Below are 14724 nucleotides of genomic sequence, written 5' to 3' on the forward strand. Positions count from 1 at the left end.
GGATAGACCCATGCTTCTGATCCATTGCCCCTATTGCAACGAAACCCTGCCCGAGACCGAGTTCACCTATGCCGGCGAGGCGCATATCGTCCGGCCGCAGGATCCCTCGGCGCTGTCGGACGACGAATGGGAAGGTTTCCTGTTCATCCGCAGCAATGTGCGCGGCCCGCATTACGAACGCTGGCGGCACGTGCACGGCTGCGGCCGCTTCTTCAACGCGGTGCGCGATACCGTCAGCGACCGCTTCCTGACCACCTATCCCGCAGGTCAGCCGCGCCCGGATCTGGCCTCTCTGACCGCAGCTTCGGAGCCCAGCAAATGAGCCAGTATCGCGTCCCCGGCCGCGGCCGGGTGGATACGTCGCGCCCGGTGAACTTCACCTTTGACGGGCGCAGCTACCGCGGCGCGCAGGGCGATACCGTCGCCTCGGCGCTCTTGGCCAACGGCGTCCATTTGATGGGCCGGTCGTTCAAGTATCACCGCCCGCGCGGCGCCATCGCGGCGGGGTCCGAGGAACCCAACGCCCTGATCGGCACCCGCCGCGGTCCGGGCCGGTTCGAGCCGAACACCCGCGCCACCGTGCAGGAGATCTGGAACGGGCTGGAGACCACCTCGCAGAACAAGTTCCCCAGCCTGAAATGGGACGTGGGCGCGGTCAACGACGCGGCCTACATGATGTTCTCGGCCGGGTTCTACTACAAGACCTTCATGTGGCCGAAGAGCTTCTGGAACAAGGTCTACGAGCCCTTCATCCGCGCCGCGGCGGGGCTGGGCGTCGCCCCGACCGAGGAAGACCCGGACCAATACGCCTCGCGCTATCTGCATTGCGACCTGCTGATCGTGGGCGCGGGGCCGGCGGGGCTGGCAGCGGCTCGCGCGGCGCTGGCCGAGGGGCTGAAGATCGTCATCGTGGACGAGAACGCCGAGCCCGGCGGCACGCTGCTGTCCGAACCGCAGGCGCGGATCGACGGCCGCCCGGCGTGGGACTGGCTGGCCGCAGAGGTCGCGGCGCTGAAGGGGGCGGGCGTGCGCATCATGACCCGCACCACCGCCATCGGCTATTACCACCAGAACATGCTGGGCCTGTGCCAGCGGGTGACCGATCACCTTGAAACCCTGCCCGCCGACACCCCGCGCGAACGGATGTGGCGGGTGCGGGCGCGGCAGGTGGTGCTGGCGCAGGGCGCGCTGGAAAAGCCGCTGGTGTTCCACGGCAACGATCGTCCCGGCGTGATGCTGGCGGGCGCGGCGCAGACCTATCTGAACCGCTACGGCGTCAAGGTCGGCAATGCGCCGGTGGTGGTGACCAGCCATGACAGCGCCTGGTATGCGGCCTTCGACCTGCAGGGCGCGGGCGCGCGGGTGCAGGCCATCGTCGACACCCGCCCCCATGTCCGCGAGGATCTGGTGAACGAGGCGCGCGCGCTGGGCATCCCGGTCAAGCTGTCGCATACGGTGACCGCGACCTCGGGGCGGCTGCGGGTCAGCGGCGTGCGGGTGAACCCGGTCAGCGGCGCCACGGTCGGCGCGGGCCAGCAGATCACCTGCGACGCGCTGCTGATGTCGGGGGGCTGGACGCCCTCGCTGCATCTCTTCTCGCATACGCAGGGCAAGCTGGCCTGGGACGACGATCTCTCGACCTTCCTGCCCGACTGGACGCGCGAGGATTGCGTGATCGCCGGCGCGGGCCGCGGGCTGTGGGGGATCGAGGCGGCGCTGAAGGACGGCGCCCAGCGCGGGCTTGAGGTCGCCGCCGCCCTTGGCAAGCCGGGCAATCCCGTCGCGCTGTCGGTGGAAAACGACCGCCCGGGCAGCGGCGTGTCGCACAAGGAACTGCCGACCGACCGCAATCCGGGCCGCGCCAAGGCCTTCGTCGATTACCAGAACGACGTGACCGCCAAGGACCTGCGGCTGGCCGTGCGCGAAGGCATGCGCTCGATCGAGCATGTGAAGCGCTACACCACCAACGGCATGGCGACCGATCAGGGCAAGATGTCGAACATCAACGGCCTGAACATCGCCGCCGACGCGCTTGGCCGGCCCGCGCCGCAGGTCGGGTTGACCACCTTCCGCCCGCCCTATACGCCGACCACCTTCGGGGCCTTTGCCGGCTATCAGCGGGGCGCGCATTTCGAGGTGACCCGCAAGACCCAGATCGACCCCTGGGCCGCTGCGAACGGCGCCGTCTTCGAGCCGGTCGGGCAGTGGCGCCGCGCCTGGTATTTCCCGAAAGCGGGCGAGGACATGGAGGCCGCGGTGCGCCGCGAATGCCGCCAGACGCGCGCCAGCGTCGGCATCTTCGACGCCTCGACCCTTGGCAAGATCGAGGTGGTCGGCCCCGATGCCGTCACCTTCATGGAGCGGATGTATACCAACCCCTGGGCCAAGCTGGGCGTCGGGCGCTGCCGCTATGGGCTGCTCTTGGGCGATGACGGCTATATCCGCGATGACGGGGTGATCGGGCGCATGGCGCAGGACCGTTTCCACGTCACCACCACCACCGGCGGCGCCGCGCGGGTCATGAACATGATGGAGGATTACCTCCAGACCGAATGGCCCGATCTGGACGTGTGGCTGACCTCGACCACGGAACAGTGGTCCACCATCGCACTGAACGGCCCCAATGCCGCCAAGCTGCTGGCGCCCTTCGTCGAAGGGGTGGAACTGACCGAAGCGGCATTCCCGCATATGTCCTGCGTGGAATGCACCGTCGCGGGGATGCAAGCGCGGCTGTTCCGCGTCAGCTTCACCGGCGAGATCGGGTTCGAGGTCAACGTGCCCGCGCCCCTTGGCCGCAAGCTGTGGGAAACGCTTTGGGAGGCCGGCCAGCAATACGGCATCGTGGCCTACGGGACCGAGACGATGCACGTCCTGCGCGCCGAAAAGGGCTATATCATCGTCGGCCAGGACACCGACGGCACGGTCACGCCCTTTGACGCCGGCATGGGCTGGGCGGTCGGCAAGTTGAAGCCCGACTTCGTGGGCAAGCGCGGTCTGGCGCGGCCAGACCTTGCCGCCAAGGGCCGCAAGCAGCTGGTCGGGCTGCTGACCGAGGACCGCTCGAAACTGGAAGAGGGCGCGCAGATCGTCTTCGATCCGCGGCAGCCGGTGCCGATGACGATGGTGGGGCATGTGACCTCGTCCTATGTCTCGGACGCGGTCGGCCGGCCCATCGCGCTGGCGCTGGTCGAGGGCGGGCATGACCGGATGGGCGAGACCGTCCATATCCCGATGCCCGACCGCGTCATCGCCGCGAAAATCACCGGGACGGTCTTTGTCGATCCCGAAAACTCCCGCCTGAAAATCTGACCCGGAGGCGAAGATGAGCATCCAGATTTCCTCGCTGACCCCCGGCGTCCTGGTGGAAACCCGCGCCGCCCGGGTCAGCACCCAGCCCGCGCCGGGCCGCCTGTCCCTGCGCGCCCGCAAACCCGCGCTGCCCGCGCTTGGCGCGGCCCTTGGCCTGACCCTGCCCGAACGCATTGGGCAGCGTGCGGCGGGCGACGGGACCGAGGCGATCTGCCTTGGCCCCGACGAATGGACGATCCTGACCTCTGCCAACGGCGTGGCCGGACTGATGGCCGCCAGCGCGGGCGTGGACCAGCCGCACAGCCTGGTGGACATCTCGGGGCGCGAGGTGACGCTGCGCATCGACGGCCCCCGCGCGGCCGAGCTGCTGACCCTGGGCTGCCCCCGCGACATCGACGGCATCGCCGTGGGCGAAGGCCGCCGCACCGTTTTCGACGGCGCCACCGTGGTGCTGTGGCGCGATGCGGACAACAGCTTCCGCATGGATATCTGGAACAGCTTCGCCCCGCATCTGGCCCAGCTTCTGGACATCGGGGCGCGCGAACTGGCGGCCGAATCGGCCTGAGCTTTCGAAAGGACAATCCACATGTTTGACCGCCTTCCCAAGACCACCATCTCGGACGCGGTGATCGCCGCGGCGGTGGCCGAAGAGCTGGACCGCCAGCAGAACCAGATCGAACTGATCGCCTCGGAAAACATCGTCTCGGCCGATGTGCTGGCGGCGCAGGGCTCGGTGCTGACCAACAAATATGCCGAAGGCTACCCCGGCAAGCGCTACTACGGCGGCTGCGAATTCGTCGACAAGGTTGAGGAGGTCGCCATCGACCGGCTGAAGCAGCTGTTCGGCGCCGGTTTCGCCAACGTCCAGCCGCATTCGGGCGCGCAGGCCAACCAGGCGGTGTTCCTGGCGCTGCTGCAGCCGGGCGACCGGATCATGGGCCTGTCGCTGGCCCATGGCGGCCACCTGACCCATGGCTCGCCGGTCACCATGTCGGGCAAGTGGTTCGACGTGGTGTCCTATGAGGTCGAGCCGGACACCCATGTGCTGGACATGGAAAAGGTCCGCCAGCGGGCGCTGGAAACCAAGCCCAAGCTGATCGTCGCCGGCGCCTCGGCCTATCCGCGCAAGCTGGACTTCGCGGCGTTCCGCAAGATTGCCGATGAGGTCGGCGCCTGGCTGATGGTCGACATGGCCCATTACGCCGGGCTGATCGCGGGCGGGCATTACCCGAACCCGGTGCCGCATGCGCATGTCACCACCTCGACCACGCACAAGACCCTGCGCGGCCCGCGCGGCGGGGTGATCCTGACCAACGACGAGACGCTGGCGAAAAAGCTCAACAGCGCCGTGTTTCCCGGCAATCAGGGCGGGCCCCTGATGCATGTCATCGCCGCCAAGGCCGTGGCCTTCGGCGAGGCGCTGCGCCCCGAGTTTGCCGATTACGCCGGTCGGGTCATCGCCAATGCGCAGGCGCTGGCGGCGGTGCTGAAAGAGGGCGGGCTGGGCATCGTCTCGGGCGGGACCGACTGCCACATGGTGCTGGTCGACCTGCGGCCCAAGGGCGTGACCGGCAAGCTGGCCGAGATCGCGCTGGAGCGTGCGGGCCTGACCTGCAACAAGAACGCCATCCCGAACGACCCGGAAAAGCCCTTTGTCACCTCGGGCATCCGCCTGGGCAGCTCGGCCGGGACCACCCGCGGCTTTGGCGAGGCCGAGTTCCGCAAGGTCGGCGCCCTGATCCTGCGGGTTCTGGACGCGCTGTCGCAAAACCCCGAGGGTGACGCGACGGTCGAGGCCGAGGTGCGGGCCGAGGTCCGTGCCATCTGCGGAGCGTACCCGATCTACGGCGGCTAGACCGTCCAGACCGGCACCGGGGCGGTGACGCCCCGGCTCTGCCCCGCCGGCGCGTCCGTATTCCGGGCCGCCGGCAATTCAATGCGAAAACATCGGGTTCCTGAATATGCCGGAACCCTGCAGCGCGGCATTGCGGCAATTCGCCGGAATGCCGCGCTGTTTTCGCAATTCCGGGTCGCCGGCATTCGCCATAGTTTTTCTAATGCGGGATCCGTGAATATTCTCCTTTGCGGGGCAGGGGCGCGTTCCATTACCTTCCGGCGCAAGAGGAGCGCGCCCCGGACGGTATGAAATACCGGGGGTGCGGATTGCGTCGAGGAGGCCGCACCATGACTGATTTCCTGAAGCTCGAAGGTATCTATACACCGCTGATCACCCCGTTCCACACGGACGGGTCGTTCGATCTGGATGCGCTGGCCGAACTGGTCGAGCGGCTGATCGCGGCGGGCGTGCACGGGCTGATCTCGGGCGGCTCGACCGGCGAGAACTATGCCGAAACCGTCGAGGAACGGCTGGAACTGGCCCGCTTCATCACCGAACGCACCGCCGGCTGGCTGCCGGTGATCGTCGGCACCGGCGCCATGCGCACCCCCGATTCCATCGCGCTGGCGCAAGGCGCGCGCGAGATGGGCGCGGCGGGGCTGCTGCTGGGCACGCCGCCCTATTCCGTCCCGACCGAGGCCGAGAACGCGGCGAATGCGCTGGCCATCGACGCCGCCGCCGACCTGCCGATCATCCTTTACAACTATCCCGGCCGCATGGGCGTCAGCATGGGACGCGAGTTCCTGGACATCGTCAGCCAGTCGAAGAACTTCATCGGCATCAAGGAAAGCTCGGGCGACGTGAACCGCATCCACCTGCTGGCCTGCGACTATCCGCAGATCCAGATGAGCTGCGGCATGGACGACCAGGCGCTGGAGTTCTTTGCCTGGGGCGCGCGCAGCTGGATCTGCGCCGGCTCGAACTTCCTGCCCGAGGAACACGTGGCGCTGTATCGGGCCTGCGCCATCGAGGGCGATTTCGCCAAGGGCCGCAAGATCATAGCCGCGATGATGCCGCTGATGGGCGTGCTGGAACAGTGCGGCAAGTTCATCCAGTGCGTCAAGCACGGGGTCGAGGTCTCGGGCCTGCGCGCCGGGCCGATGCGCCCGCCGCTGCAAGGGCTGACCGCCGGGGAAAAGGCCGAACTGGAAACCGTCATTGCGGCCCTGAAGGCCGATGTCGCCACGATCGTGGAGGGGAGGTGACATGATCGGACTGCTGACCACTGCGGAATACAAATCCATCGCCGCCGGGCTGAGCTTCCCGACGCTGGCCTTCATCGACGGGGAGTTCCGCCCCGCGGCCTCGGGCAGGACCTTCACCACCATCAATCCGGCGACGGGTGAAGCGCTGGCCGAGATCGCCGCCTGCGATGCGCAGGACGTGGACGCCGCCGTCGCCGCCGCCCGCGCCGCCTTTGACGATGGGCGCTGGTCGCGCCTGCATCCCGGCGAGCGCAAGGAGACGCTTTTGCGCCTCGCCGCGCTGATGGAGGAGAATGCCCGCGAACTGGCGGTGCTGGAGAGCCTCGACGCCGGCAAGACCATCTTCGACTGCGAAACCGTGGACGTGCCGGAAACCATCCATGTCATCAAGTGGCATGCCGAACTGATCGACAAGATCTACGACCAGGTCTCGCCCGCATCCGACAACCACATCGCCATGGTGGTGCGCGAGCCGGTGGGCGTGGTCGGTCTGGTGCTGCCCTGGAACTTGCCGTGCCGGCGATGGCGCAGGACAAGGTGATCAAGATGGGCACCATCATCTGGGAGGACCTGACCCCGATCACCGGCATCACCAGGAAGGTGCTCGAGGACAAGGGCTATACCGTCGAGGTGACCGAGTTTTCCGAATGGGGCATCGCCTATGCGGCGCTGACCAAGGGCGACGTGCAGGTGCTGGCCTCGCAGACCGATTATGTCGCGCAGGACTACTGGAACAAGAACAAGAACCGGCTGGAAAAGATATCTCCGGTCTCGCATGGGCTCTATCAGGCGATCGCGGTGCCGAAATACGTCACCATCAATTCGATCGAAGAGCTGAACGACAACGCCGACAAGTTCGGCGGCAAGATCATCGGGATCGAGCCCGGCTCGGGGCTGATGCGCGAGGCGGCCGATGCCGTCGATGCCTACGGGCTGGCCGTGGTCGCCGTCGCGCTGCTGCTCGACCGGCTGTCCCGCGCCGCGCTGGAACGCGGGAGGCGCTGGGGCTGATTGCGCTCCGGGCGGTGCCGGGACGGCGCTGTCCGGCGCCCCGGGGGCGCAGCTGCTGCCAGCCGGACGGCACTGCCGCACCCCGCCCGCGGCGGCTTCCCCGGTCCGGTGTTGCCGGACTAGGGGCAGGGGTTCCGTCACACCTCGGGCTCGGCCCCTTCCCGGGCGCGCTGCAACAGCGCGCGCAGGGGCTGCGGCGAGATGCCCGACAGCATCAAGGACCAGGTGTTGGTGCGGCTGCTGTGCATGACCGGGATCAGCCCGAATGCGGCGGTCGAACTCGCCGCGCGCGAGCGGCCGCCGCTGTCGGGCGAGTGACTGCAGCAGCCCCCGGGCCCGGCGGACCGGGCCCCGGGGCAGGCAGGGCGGGGTCTCACTCCCGGCTCAGCGCCTCCACCGGGTCCAGCCGGGCGGCGGCGCGGGCGGGAAGGAAGCCGAAGACGATGCCGATCAGCGTCGAGGACAGGAACGCCAGCACGATGGTGGGCGCGGAATAGACCAGCCGCAGGTTGTCCTGCATCTGCCCCAGCACTGCGCCGCCCCCCAGCGCCAGCATCACCCCCAGCAGCCCGCCCAGCAGGCAGACCAGCACCGCCTCGGTCAGGAACTGCGCCACGATGTCCGACCGGCGGGCGCCGACCGCGATGCGCACCCCGATCTCGCGCGTGCGCTCGGTCACCGACACCAGCATGATGTTCATCACCCCGATGCCGCCGACGATCAGGCTGATCACCGCGATGGACGAGATCAGCACCGTCAGCGTCTGCGTGGTCGAGGTGATGGATGAGCGGATCGTGTCCGAATTGGTCAGGAAGAAATCCTTCTTGCCGTGGCGCTCGGTCAGCAGCGCCTCGATGGCGGCTTCGGCCTCGGCCATGTCGGCGTCGTCGCGGACGCGGACAGAGATGGAATCGACCTGCGACTGCCCGGTGATGCGCATGGCGATGGTGGTATAGGGCAGGAACATCCGCGGCGACTGCGGCCCGGGTGCGGGCGCGCTTTGCGCCGCCACGCCGATCACCTCGACCGGCACGCGGCCGACGGTCAGCACCTGCCCCAGCGCCGAGGCCGCGTCGGGAAAGAACGCCGCCGCCGCATCGGGGTCGAGCACCGCCACCTGCCGGCGCGCCGCCAGCGCCTCGGGGGTGAACAGCTGGCCTTGCTGCAGGGTAAAGCCGCCGACGTCGAAATATTCCGTCCCCACGCCCCGCACCGAGATGGTGGCCGAGGTGCCGCGCCAGGTGACATTGGCCGAGGTCTGGATCTCGGGCGAGGCCGAGGCGGCATAGGGTTCCGCCGACAGCGCCTCGGCGTCGGCCGCGACCAGCGTGTCGATGGCCCGCGCCCGCCGGTCGCCAAAGCCGGACCCGGGGCGCACGGAAATGGTGTTGGTGCCCAGCGAGGCGATGTTTTCCAGCACCCGTTCCTTGCTGCCGGTCCCCAGCGCCACCACCGACACCACCGAGGCGATGCCGATGATGATTCCCAGCATGGTCAGGAAGCTGCGCAGCCGATGCGCGTTCAGCGCCCGCACCGCCATGCTGAAGGCCTCGGCCAGCCGGCCGCTGCGGGCGGCAATACTGTCGGCCTCGGGGCGCCGGCCTTGCGGTGGGGCCGCCGCCGGCGCGGGCGGCGGGGCATTGCGCTGGTCGGAAATGATGCGGCCGTCGCGCATCTCGATCACCCGTCCTGCGCGCGAGGCGACCTCGCGGTCGTGGGTGACGATGACGATGGTGTGGCCCTCGGCGTTCAGCTCCTGCAGCAGGTCCAGCAGTTCCGCACCGGAACGGCTGTCCAGCGCCCCGGTGGGCTCATCCGCCAGGATCACCTCGCCCCCGTTCATCAGCGCCCGGGCGACCGAGACGCGCTGCTGCTGGCCCCCCGACAGGGCGCGGGGGCGGTGGCCGGTGCGGCTTTCCAGCCCCAGCCGGTCCAGCAGCATCCGCGCGCGGCTGCGGCGGGTGTCGCGCGGCTGGCCGGCATAGATCGCGGGCACCTCGACATTCCCCAGCGCGTCCAGGTCGGGCAGCAGCTGGTAGCGCTGGAAGATGAAGCCGAAATGCCGGCGGCGCAGGCGGGCGCGGGCCTCTTCGTCCATCGCGCCGACGTCCTGCCCGGCGTAGAGATAGCTGCCGCCGCTGGGCCGGTCGAGACAGCCGAGGATGTTCATCAGCGTCGATTTCCCCGACCCCGAGGTGCCGATGATCGCCACCATCTCGCCCGCCTCGATGGTCAGGTCGATGCCGTGCAGCACGGTCAGCATCCCGTCGCCGGCGGGAAAGGCGCGAGAGATGCCGCGCAGCTCGATCAGCGCCGCCATGGTCAGAACAGCCCCGGCGGGCCGAAGCGGCCGCCGCCGGGCGTGCGGCCCTGCTGGCCCTGCGTGGTGGCGGCAGCGCGCGCGGCGCGGCCGGTCACCACCAGCTCGCCTTCCTCCAGCCCGGAACGGATCTCGGTCAGGCTGGCCGAAGCGACGCCGGTTTCCACCTCGCGCGTGCTGGTCTCGCCGCTGTGCGGGTCGTGGACCTGCACGGTGGCGCCCCCGTCGCGGCCGCTGCGGACGGCGCCACTGGGCACGGCAAGCACGTCCTCGGCCTCGTCCAGGATCAGCGTGACCTCGGCGGTCATGCCGATGCGCAGCGTGCCGTCGGGGTTCGGCACGTCCAGCGCGGCGCGGTAATAGATGGCGCTGCCGGTGTCGATCTCGTCACTGTCGGCGATCGCCGCCGGGGCGGGTTCCAGCGCCCGCAGCGTGGCGCGATAGCTGCGGCCCGGTTCGCCCGCCAGCGAAAAGCTGGCCTTCTGCCCCGGGCGGATATGGATGATGTCGGCTTCCGAGATTTCCGCCTTGATCACCATGGTGTCCAGATCGGCGATCTTGACCAGCGTCGGGCTGGACTGGTTGGCGTTGATCGACTGCCCCTCGCGCACCACGATGGCGACGACGGTGCCATCCACCGGCGCCAGGATGCGGGTGCGTTCCAGCGCCACCCGCGCCGATTCCACCGCGATCTTCGCCTGCGCGCGCGAGGCCTCGCTGGCCTTCACATTGGCTGCGGCCACCGCCAGCTGCGCCTCGGACGCCTCGAGCTCCTGCGGGGTCAGCAGTCCGCGCTGCGCCAGTTGGCGCTTGCGGTCCACCGCCAGCTGCGCCTCGGCGTGCGAGGCCTGCTGCGCGGCGATCTGCGCCTCGATCTGCGCGAGCGCGGCCTCGGCCCGCAACAGGTCGTTCTGCTGGTCCTCGGGGTCGATCTGGGCGACCAGATCGCCCGCGGCCAGCCGCTGGCCCAGTTCCACCGGCAGCGCCCGGATCTGGCCGCTGACCAGCGCGCCGACCGACACCAGCCGCGACGCCTCGATCACGCCGGTGGCCAGCACCGTGCGCCGCACATCGGCGCGCGCCACCGCCGCGGTCGCCGGCGGCTCGCCCACCGCGGCGGTCGAGCGGGCGCTCCACCACGCCCATGCCCCTGCGACCACTCCAAGCACGACGATGATGCCGAGCCAGCGTCTGAGCGCCATGTTCCTGCCTTCCTGCCTGATCCTGCGGCGGTTCTAGCGCGCCGAAACCCAACGAAGGATAAACGGAAACCATCGCCGCCTCAGCCGCGGGTGCCGCTGAACACCGGGCGGCGGACGGGGCCGAGGGCGGTGGGCAGGAATGCGGCCAGGAACGCTGCCCAGCCCCCCAGCCACGCCAGCGCCGCCGCCCCGTTCAGCACCGCAGCCGTGCCGGGCCACGGCCCTGCCGCCAGCCGCAGCCAGACCGCCAGCCACAGCAGCAGCGCCGCTGCGGCCAGCAGGCGCCCGGCGACCAGCGCGCCGCCTGCACGATGGGCGGCGGCGCGGGCGGCGACGGCGAGGATCAGGCCGCCCATCGCCCCCATGGTCAGGGCGTGCAGCATGTCGACCTCGGCCAGCCGCAGGGGCAGCAGCCGCGCCAGCCCGGTCAGCACCAGCCCGGCGGGCAGCCAGGCGAACCCTGCGTGCAGCATCAGCAGCAGCGGGTTGGCGCGGATCTTCCAGCCGCGCCACCCAGCCAGCCGCCACCCCTGCACCAGCCCCGCCGCGACTAGCGCCGCCCCTGCCGCCGTGCCCAACTCGGCCAGCATCAGCCCGGCGGCGGCTGCGATCAGCAGCGGCCCAAGCCGGTCGGCGATGGGCGTGGGCCGGCAGCGGGCGGCGGCCCCGGCCTGGCGCAGCCAGTTGTCGGTAAAGGCGGGGATCATGCGGCCGCCGATCACCGCGATCAGCAGCGCGAACAGCATCACCCCGGCGCGGGCCAGCAGCGCCGGGTCGGGCCGGGCCCAGCCCTCCAGCGCGGCAAGGATCAGCAGCGCGTCCCCGCCTCCCAGCAGCGCGATCACCGCCGCAAGGCCCAGCCGCCGCCACGCCCCCGCCCGCAGGATGCCGATGGCCAGCACCGCCGACAGCAGCCCGAAGAACCCGGCGCCGGGCAGAAGGGCAAGCGCGGGCGGCACGACCCCGGGCGCGGCCACCGCAAGCCGTTGCAGCAGCCAGCAGCCGACCAGCAGCTTCAGCACCCGCCCCGAGGGGGCCGGCCGCCCGGTCCAGCTGGCCAGCGCCGTCAGCAGATAGCCCGCCGCCGCCGCGCCGCCCATGCCGGCCAGCATCTCATGCGCGTGCCACAGGGCGGCGGTGCCAAGGACCGGCGGCGCCAGCCCCAGCGCTGCGCCCCATTGCCACCACAGGATCGCCACCGCCGCCCATGCCGCGGCCGCCAGCAGGAACGGCCGGTGCGGCATCAGCCAGAGATCGGCGAACGGGCGGGGCAAGGGACGCTCCTGACCATGGCGGCGGCGCTTGCGCGCTTGCCACGCGGCGCGCCGAAACGCCAGTTCCGCCGCCCTGCCGGCCCCGGCCGCAGGCCCCGGACCGCGCGCCCTGCGACAATGATGCGCGCCGCGCGGGCGACATCTTCCATTTCAAATCTCCGTGCGTCCTGTTAATTTTGCGATGCGTGCAGGGTTCGCCCCGGCACGCATCGCCGCAAGCCTTCGCCAGCCGGTTCCCCGACATTCCGCCGTCCGCCGTGGCGGCACTATCCGGAACGGATGCAAAGGATTGCAGCCCATGGCCCACAGCCGCACGACCAGGCGGATCTCCCTGCTGGGGACAGTCGCGTTCATGACGTTTCACGCGGCGGGTGCCCTGGCGCAGTCCGCCGCCCCCGGCTCGGTGATCGTGCTTGATCCGGTGGTGATCCAGGGCGACGCCACCGCCGCGCGGTTCCGCGCCACCCCCGGCGGCGTGGCCCTGATCGACCGCAGCGAGACCCCCACCGCCGAGGAAGCCGCCCCCACCCTGTCCGACGCGCTTTCCGGAACCCCCGGCGTGGTGGTGCAGGAGTTCTTCGGCGGCAACGACCAGCCCCGCATCCAGATCCGCGGCTCGGGGCTGCAACAGAACCCGACCGAGCGCGGGCTGCTGGTGCTGCAGGACGGGATGCCGGTGAACCGGGCCGACGGGTCCTATGTGGTGGGGTTGGCGACCCCCGGCCCCGCCGGGGATATCGAGGTCTTCCGCGGCGCCGCCGCCAACCGGCTGGGCGCGAATGTGCTGGGGGGCGCGCTGAACTTCATCTCGGCTTCCGGAGCCACCACGCCGGGCACAAGGCTGTCCTTTGGCGCCGGCAGCTTCGGGCGGGTGGATGTTGCCGGAAGCTACGGGGTCGTCAACGACCAGGGCGACGCGCTGCTGCGGTTCGAGCATTCCGAAAAGGACGGGTATCGCGACTACAACAGCTCGCGCCGCTCGTCGGTCGGGGGCAACGCCACCCTGCAGATGGGCGAGGCGACCACGCGGCTGTTCTTCAGCCACACCGACCTGCGGTTCGACGTGGCGGGGCCGCTGACCTGGGACGCGATCCGCAACGATCCGACCAGCAACCATACCGGGCCGATCCCCGGAACACCGCCATTGCAGCCGGGACCGAACGTGCTGCGCGACCTGCCCCGGCGGGCGACCACGCAGACCCTTGCCGGCGCGCGCACCACGCTGGAAGACGGCGACAACATCTATGACCTGGGGTTCAGCCTGTCGCGGACGGATGACAGTTTCCGCTTTCCGATCTCGGCCGGCTATCGCGACACCGACGGCACCGATGCCACCCTGACCGCGCGCTATTCCCGCATGGGCGAGGGCGAGCTGCCGCTGTTCGAGACCGGGCTTTACTGGTCGGTGGGCGAGGCCGACCGCGACTATTACCACAACCTGTCCGGCACCCGCGGCCCCGCCTTCGGCCACAATCGGCTGCGCGCGGACACGCTGTCGCTGTTTGCCGGCGCGAACCTGCCGCTGGGCGGGTTCACCCTGTCGCCCTCGGTCGCGTTCAACCACGCCAACCGGGAAAACGACGACCGCTGGGGCGCGGCGACAAGGCCGACGGTGGCCTACAACCCAGCGAACCCTGGTATGCCCCTGCCTAATGGCACGGTGGCGGCGCAGGACACCAGCTATGACCGCAGCTACAGCGGCTTCACCCCGGCGCTGGCGCTGTCCTGGCAACCGGCCGAGGATCAGTTCGCCTGGATCTCGATCTCGCGCGGGTTCGAGCCGCCGACCCATGACGACCTGCTGGGCACGGTGGGCGGCACCCCGAACAGCGGACCGGGGCGTCCCAACCCCGCCGATCCCGGGGCCCCGGCAGCGATGTTCGCCACCCCCGACCTGAAGGCGCAGACCTCGACCACGCTGGAACTGGGCTGGCGCGGGCGCTGGCAGAATCTGGAATGGGACGCCACCGCCTATCACTCGCGGATCAGGAACGAGCTGCTGTCCCTGCGCGACATCTCGGGCGCCACGCTCGCCTCGGTCAACGCCGACCGGACGCGGCACACCGGGCTGGAGCTGGGGCTGTCGGGCGATCTGGGCGAGCGTCTGCGCGGGCGGCTGGCCTGGACCTGGCAGGATTTCCGCTTTGACGGCGACCCGGTGCGGGGCGACAACCGCATCGCCGGGGCGCCGCGCCATCTCATCACCGCGGCGCTGGACTGGCAGGCGTCCGAGCAGCTGACCGTCGGCGGCACGCTGCACTGGATTCCCGACGAAACCCCGGTCGACAACATGAACACGAAGTTCAACGATGCCTATGCGGTGGTCGATCTGGGCGCGGATTACGCGCTGAACGACCGTGCGGTGCTGTTCGCCCGCGTCACCAACCTGTTCGACGAACGCTATGCGGCCTCGACGCTGGTGGTGGACGTGGCGACGGCCGGGCAGGCGGCGTTCATCCCGGGCGAGGGGCGGGCCATCCATGTCGGCACAAGGCTGCGGTTCTGA

At 70.0% G+C, this 14724-nt stretch carries 10 protein-coding genes and 1 pseudogene; 8 read left to right on the forward strand and 3 right to left on the reverse strand.

Going from position 1 to position 14724, the window contains the following annotated elements:
- The first annotated feature begins 10 nt into the window (after window positions 1–10).
- From RSP45_RS12200 to RSP45_RS12230, 7 genes and pseudogenes are all read left to right on the forward strand, one after another.
- On the forward strand, window positions 11–322 hold the full coding sequence (locus RSP45_RS12200; RefSeq protein ID WP_415392125.1) for a sarcosine oxidase subunit delta: 312 nt from the start codon (window positions 11–13) through the stop codon (window positions 320–322).
- Window positions 319–3309 carry a sarcosine oxidase subunit alpha gene (locus tag RSP45_RS12205; protein ID WP_415392126.1) on the forward strand — a complete coding sequence of 997 codons (2991 nt, stop codon included), beginning with the start codon at window positions 319–321 and terminating at the stop codon, window positions 3307–3309. The genes RSP45_RS12200 and RSP45_RS12205 overlap by 4 nt, the downstream gene beginning before the upstream one ends.
- 13 nt (window positions 3310–3322) lie before the next feature.
- Window positions 3323–3874: a sarcosine oxidase subunit gamma family protein gene (gene soxG / locus RSP45_RS12210; RefSeq protein ID WP_415392127.1), complete on the forward strand. Its 552-nt coding sequence runs from the start codon at window positions 3323–3325 to the stop codon at window positions 3872–3874.
- Window positions 3875–3895: 21 nt separating this feature from the next.
- Window positions 3896–5164, forward strand: a complete 1269-nt coding sequence (glyA, locus tag RSP45_RS12215) for a serine hydroxymethyltransferase (protein WP_415392128.1) — start codon at window positions 3896–3898, stop codon at window positions 5162–5164.
- A gap of 329 nt (window positions 5165–5493) precedes the next feature.
- Window positions 5494–6411 carry a dihydrodipicolinate synthase family protein gene (locus RSP45_RS12220; protein WP_415392129.1) on the forward strand — a complete coding sequence of 306 codons (918 nt, stop codon included), beginning with the start codon at window positions 5494–5496 and terminating at the stop codon, window positions 6409–6411.
- Between the two features lies 1 nt (window position 6412).
- Window positions 6413–6925: pseudogene (locus tag RSP45_RS12225) on the forward strand (aldehyde dehydrogenase family protein); the annotation flags it as partial.
- 8 nt (window positions 6926–6933) lie between these two features.
- Window positions 6934–7422, forward strand: coding sequence for a glycine betaine ABC transporter substrate-binding protein (locus RSP45_RS12230; RefSeq protein ID WP_415392130.1), 489 nt, complete (start codon window positions 6934–6936; stop codon window positions 7420–7422).
- A 373-nt stretch (window positions 7423–7795) separates the two neighbouring features.
- On the opposite strand, the gene RSP45_RS12235 is transcribed toward RSP45_RS12230, so the two are convergent.
- From RSP45_RS12235 to RSP45_RS12245, 3 genes are all read right to left on the reverse strand, one after another.
- Window positions 7796–9742: a MacB family efflux pump subunit gene (locus tag RSP45_RS12235; RefSeq protein WP_415392131.1), complete on the reverse strand. Its 1947-nt coding sequence runs from the start codon at window positions 9740–9742 to the stop codon at window positions 7796–7798.
- Between the two features lie 2 nt (window positions 9743–9744).
- Window positions 9745–10944 (reverse strand): efflux RND transporter periplasmic adaptor subunit, encoded by a 1200-nt coding sequence (locus RSP45_RS12240; RefSeq protein ID WP_415392132.1) that lies wholly within the window; start codon window positions 10942–10944, stop codon window positions 9745–9747.
- Between the two features lie 80 nt (window positions 10945–11024).
- On the reverse strand, window positions 11025–12218 hold the full coding sequence (locus RSP45_RS12245; RefSeq protein ID WP_415392133.1) for an NnrS family protein: 1194 nt from the start codon (window positions 12216–12218) through the stop codon (window positions 11025–11027).
- Window positions 12219–12516: 298 nt separating this feature from the next.
- Between RSP45_RS12245 and RSP45_RS12250 the strand changes: the two genes are divergently transcribed.
- On the forward strand, window positions 12517–14724 hold the full coding sequence (locus RSP45_RS12250; RefSeq protein ID WP_415392134.1) for a TonB-dependent receptor family protein: 2208 nt from the start codon (window positions 12517–12519) through the stop codon (window positions 14722–14724).

It is taken from the genome of Paracoccus sp. SJTW-4 (assembly GCF_047716885.1).
In the GTDB taxonomy this organism is placed as follows: Bacteria; Pseudomonadota; Alphaproteobacteria; order Rhodobacterales; family Rhodobacteraceae; genus Paracoccus; species Paracoccus solventivorans.

Bases quoted from the DNA above. Each gene is read 5' to 3' on its own strand.
- RSP45_RS12200 (WP_415392125.1), top strand. From the start codon at position 11: ATGCTTCTGATCCATTGCCCCTATTGCAACGAAACCCTGCCCGAGACC.
- RSP45_RS12205 (WP_415392126.1), top strand. From the start codon at position 319: ATGAGCCAGTATCGCGTCCCCGGCCGCGGCCGGGTGGATACGTCGCGC.
- soxG (WP_415392127.1), top strand. From the start codon at position 3,323: ATGAGCATCCAGATTTCCTCGCTGACCCCCGGCGTCCTGGTGGAAACC.
- glyA (WP_415392128.1), top strand. From the start codon at position 3,896: ATGTTTGACCGCCTTCCCAAGACCACCATCTCGGACGCGGTGATCGCC.
- RSP45_RS12220 (WP_415392129.1), top strand. From the start codon at position 5,494: ATGACTGATTTCCTGAAGCTCGAAGGTATCTATACACCGCTGATCACC.
- RSP45_RS12230 (WP_415392130.1), top strand. From the start codon at position 6,934: ATGGCGCAGGACAAGGTGATCAAGATGGGCACCATCATCTGGGAGGAC.
- RSP45_RS12235 (WP_415392131.1), bottom strand. From the start codon at position 9,742: ATGGCGGCGCTGATCGAGCTGCGCGGCATCTCTCGCGCCTTTCCCGCC.
- RSP45_RS12240 (WP_415392132.1), bottom strand. From the start codon at position 10,944: ATGGCGCTCAGACGCTGGCTCGGCATCATCGTCGTGCTTGGAGTGGTC.
- RSP45_RS12250 (WP_415392134.1), top strand. From the start codon at position 12,517: ATGGCCCACAGCCGCACGACCAGGCGGATCTCCCTGCTGGGGACAGTC.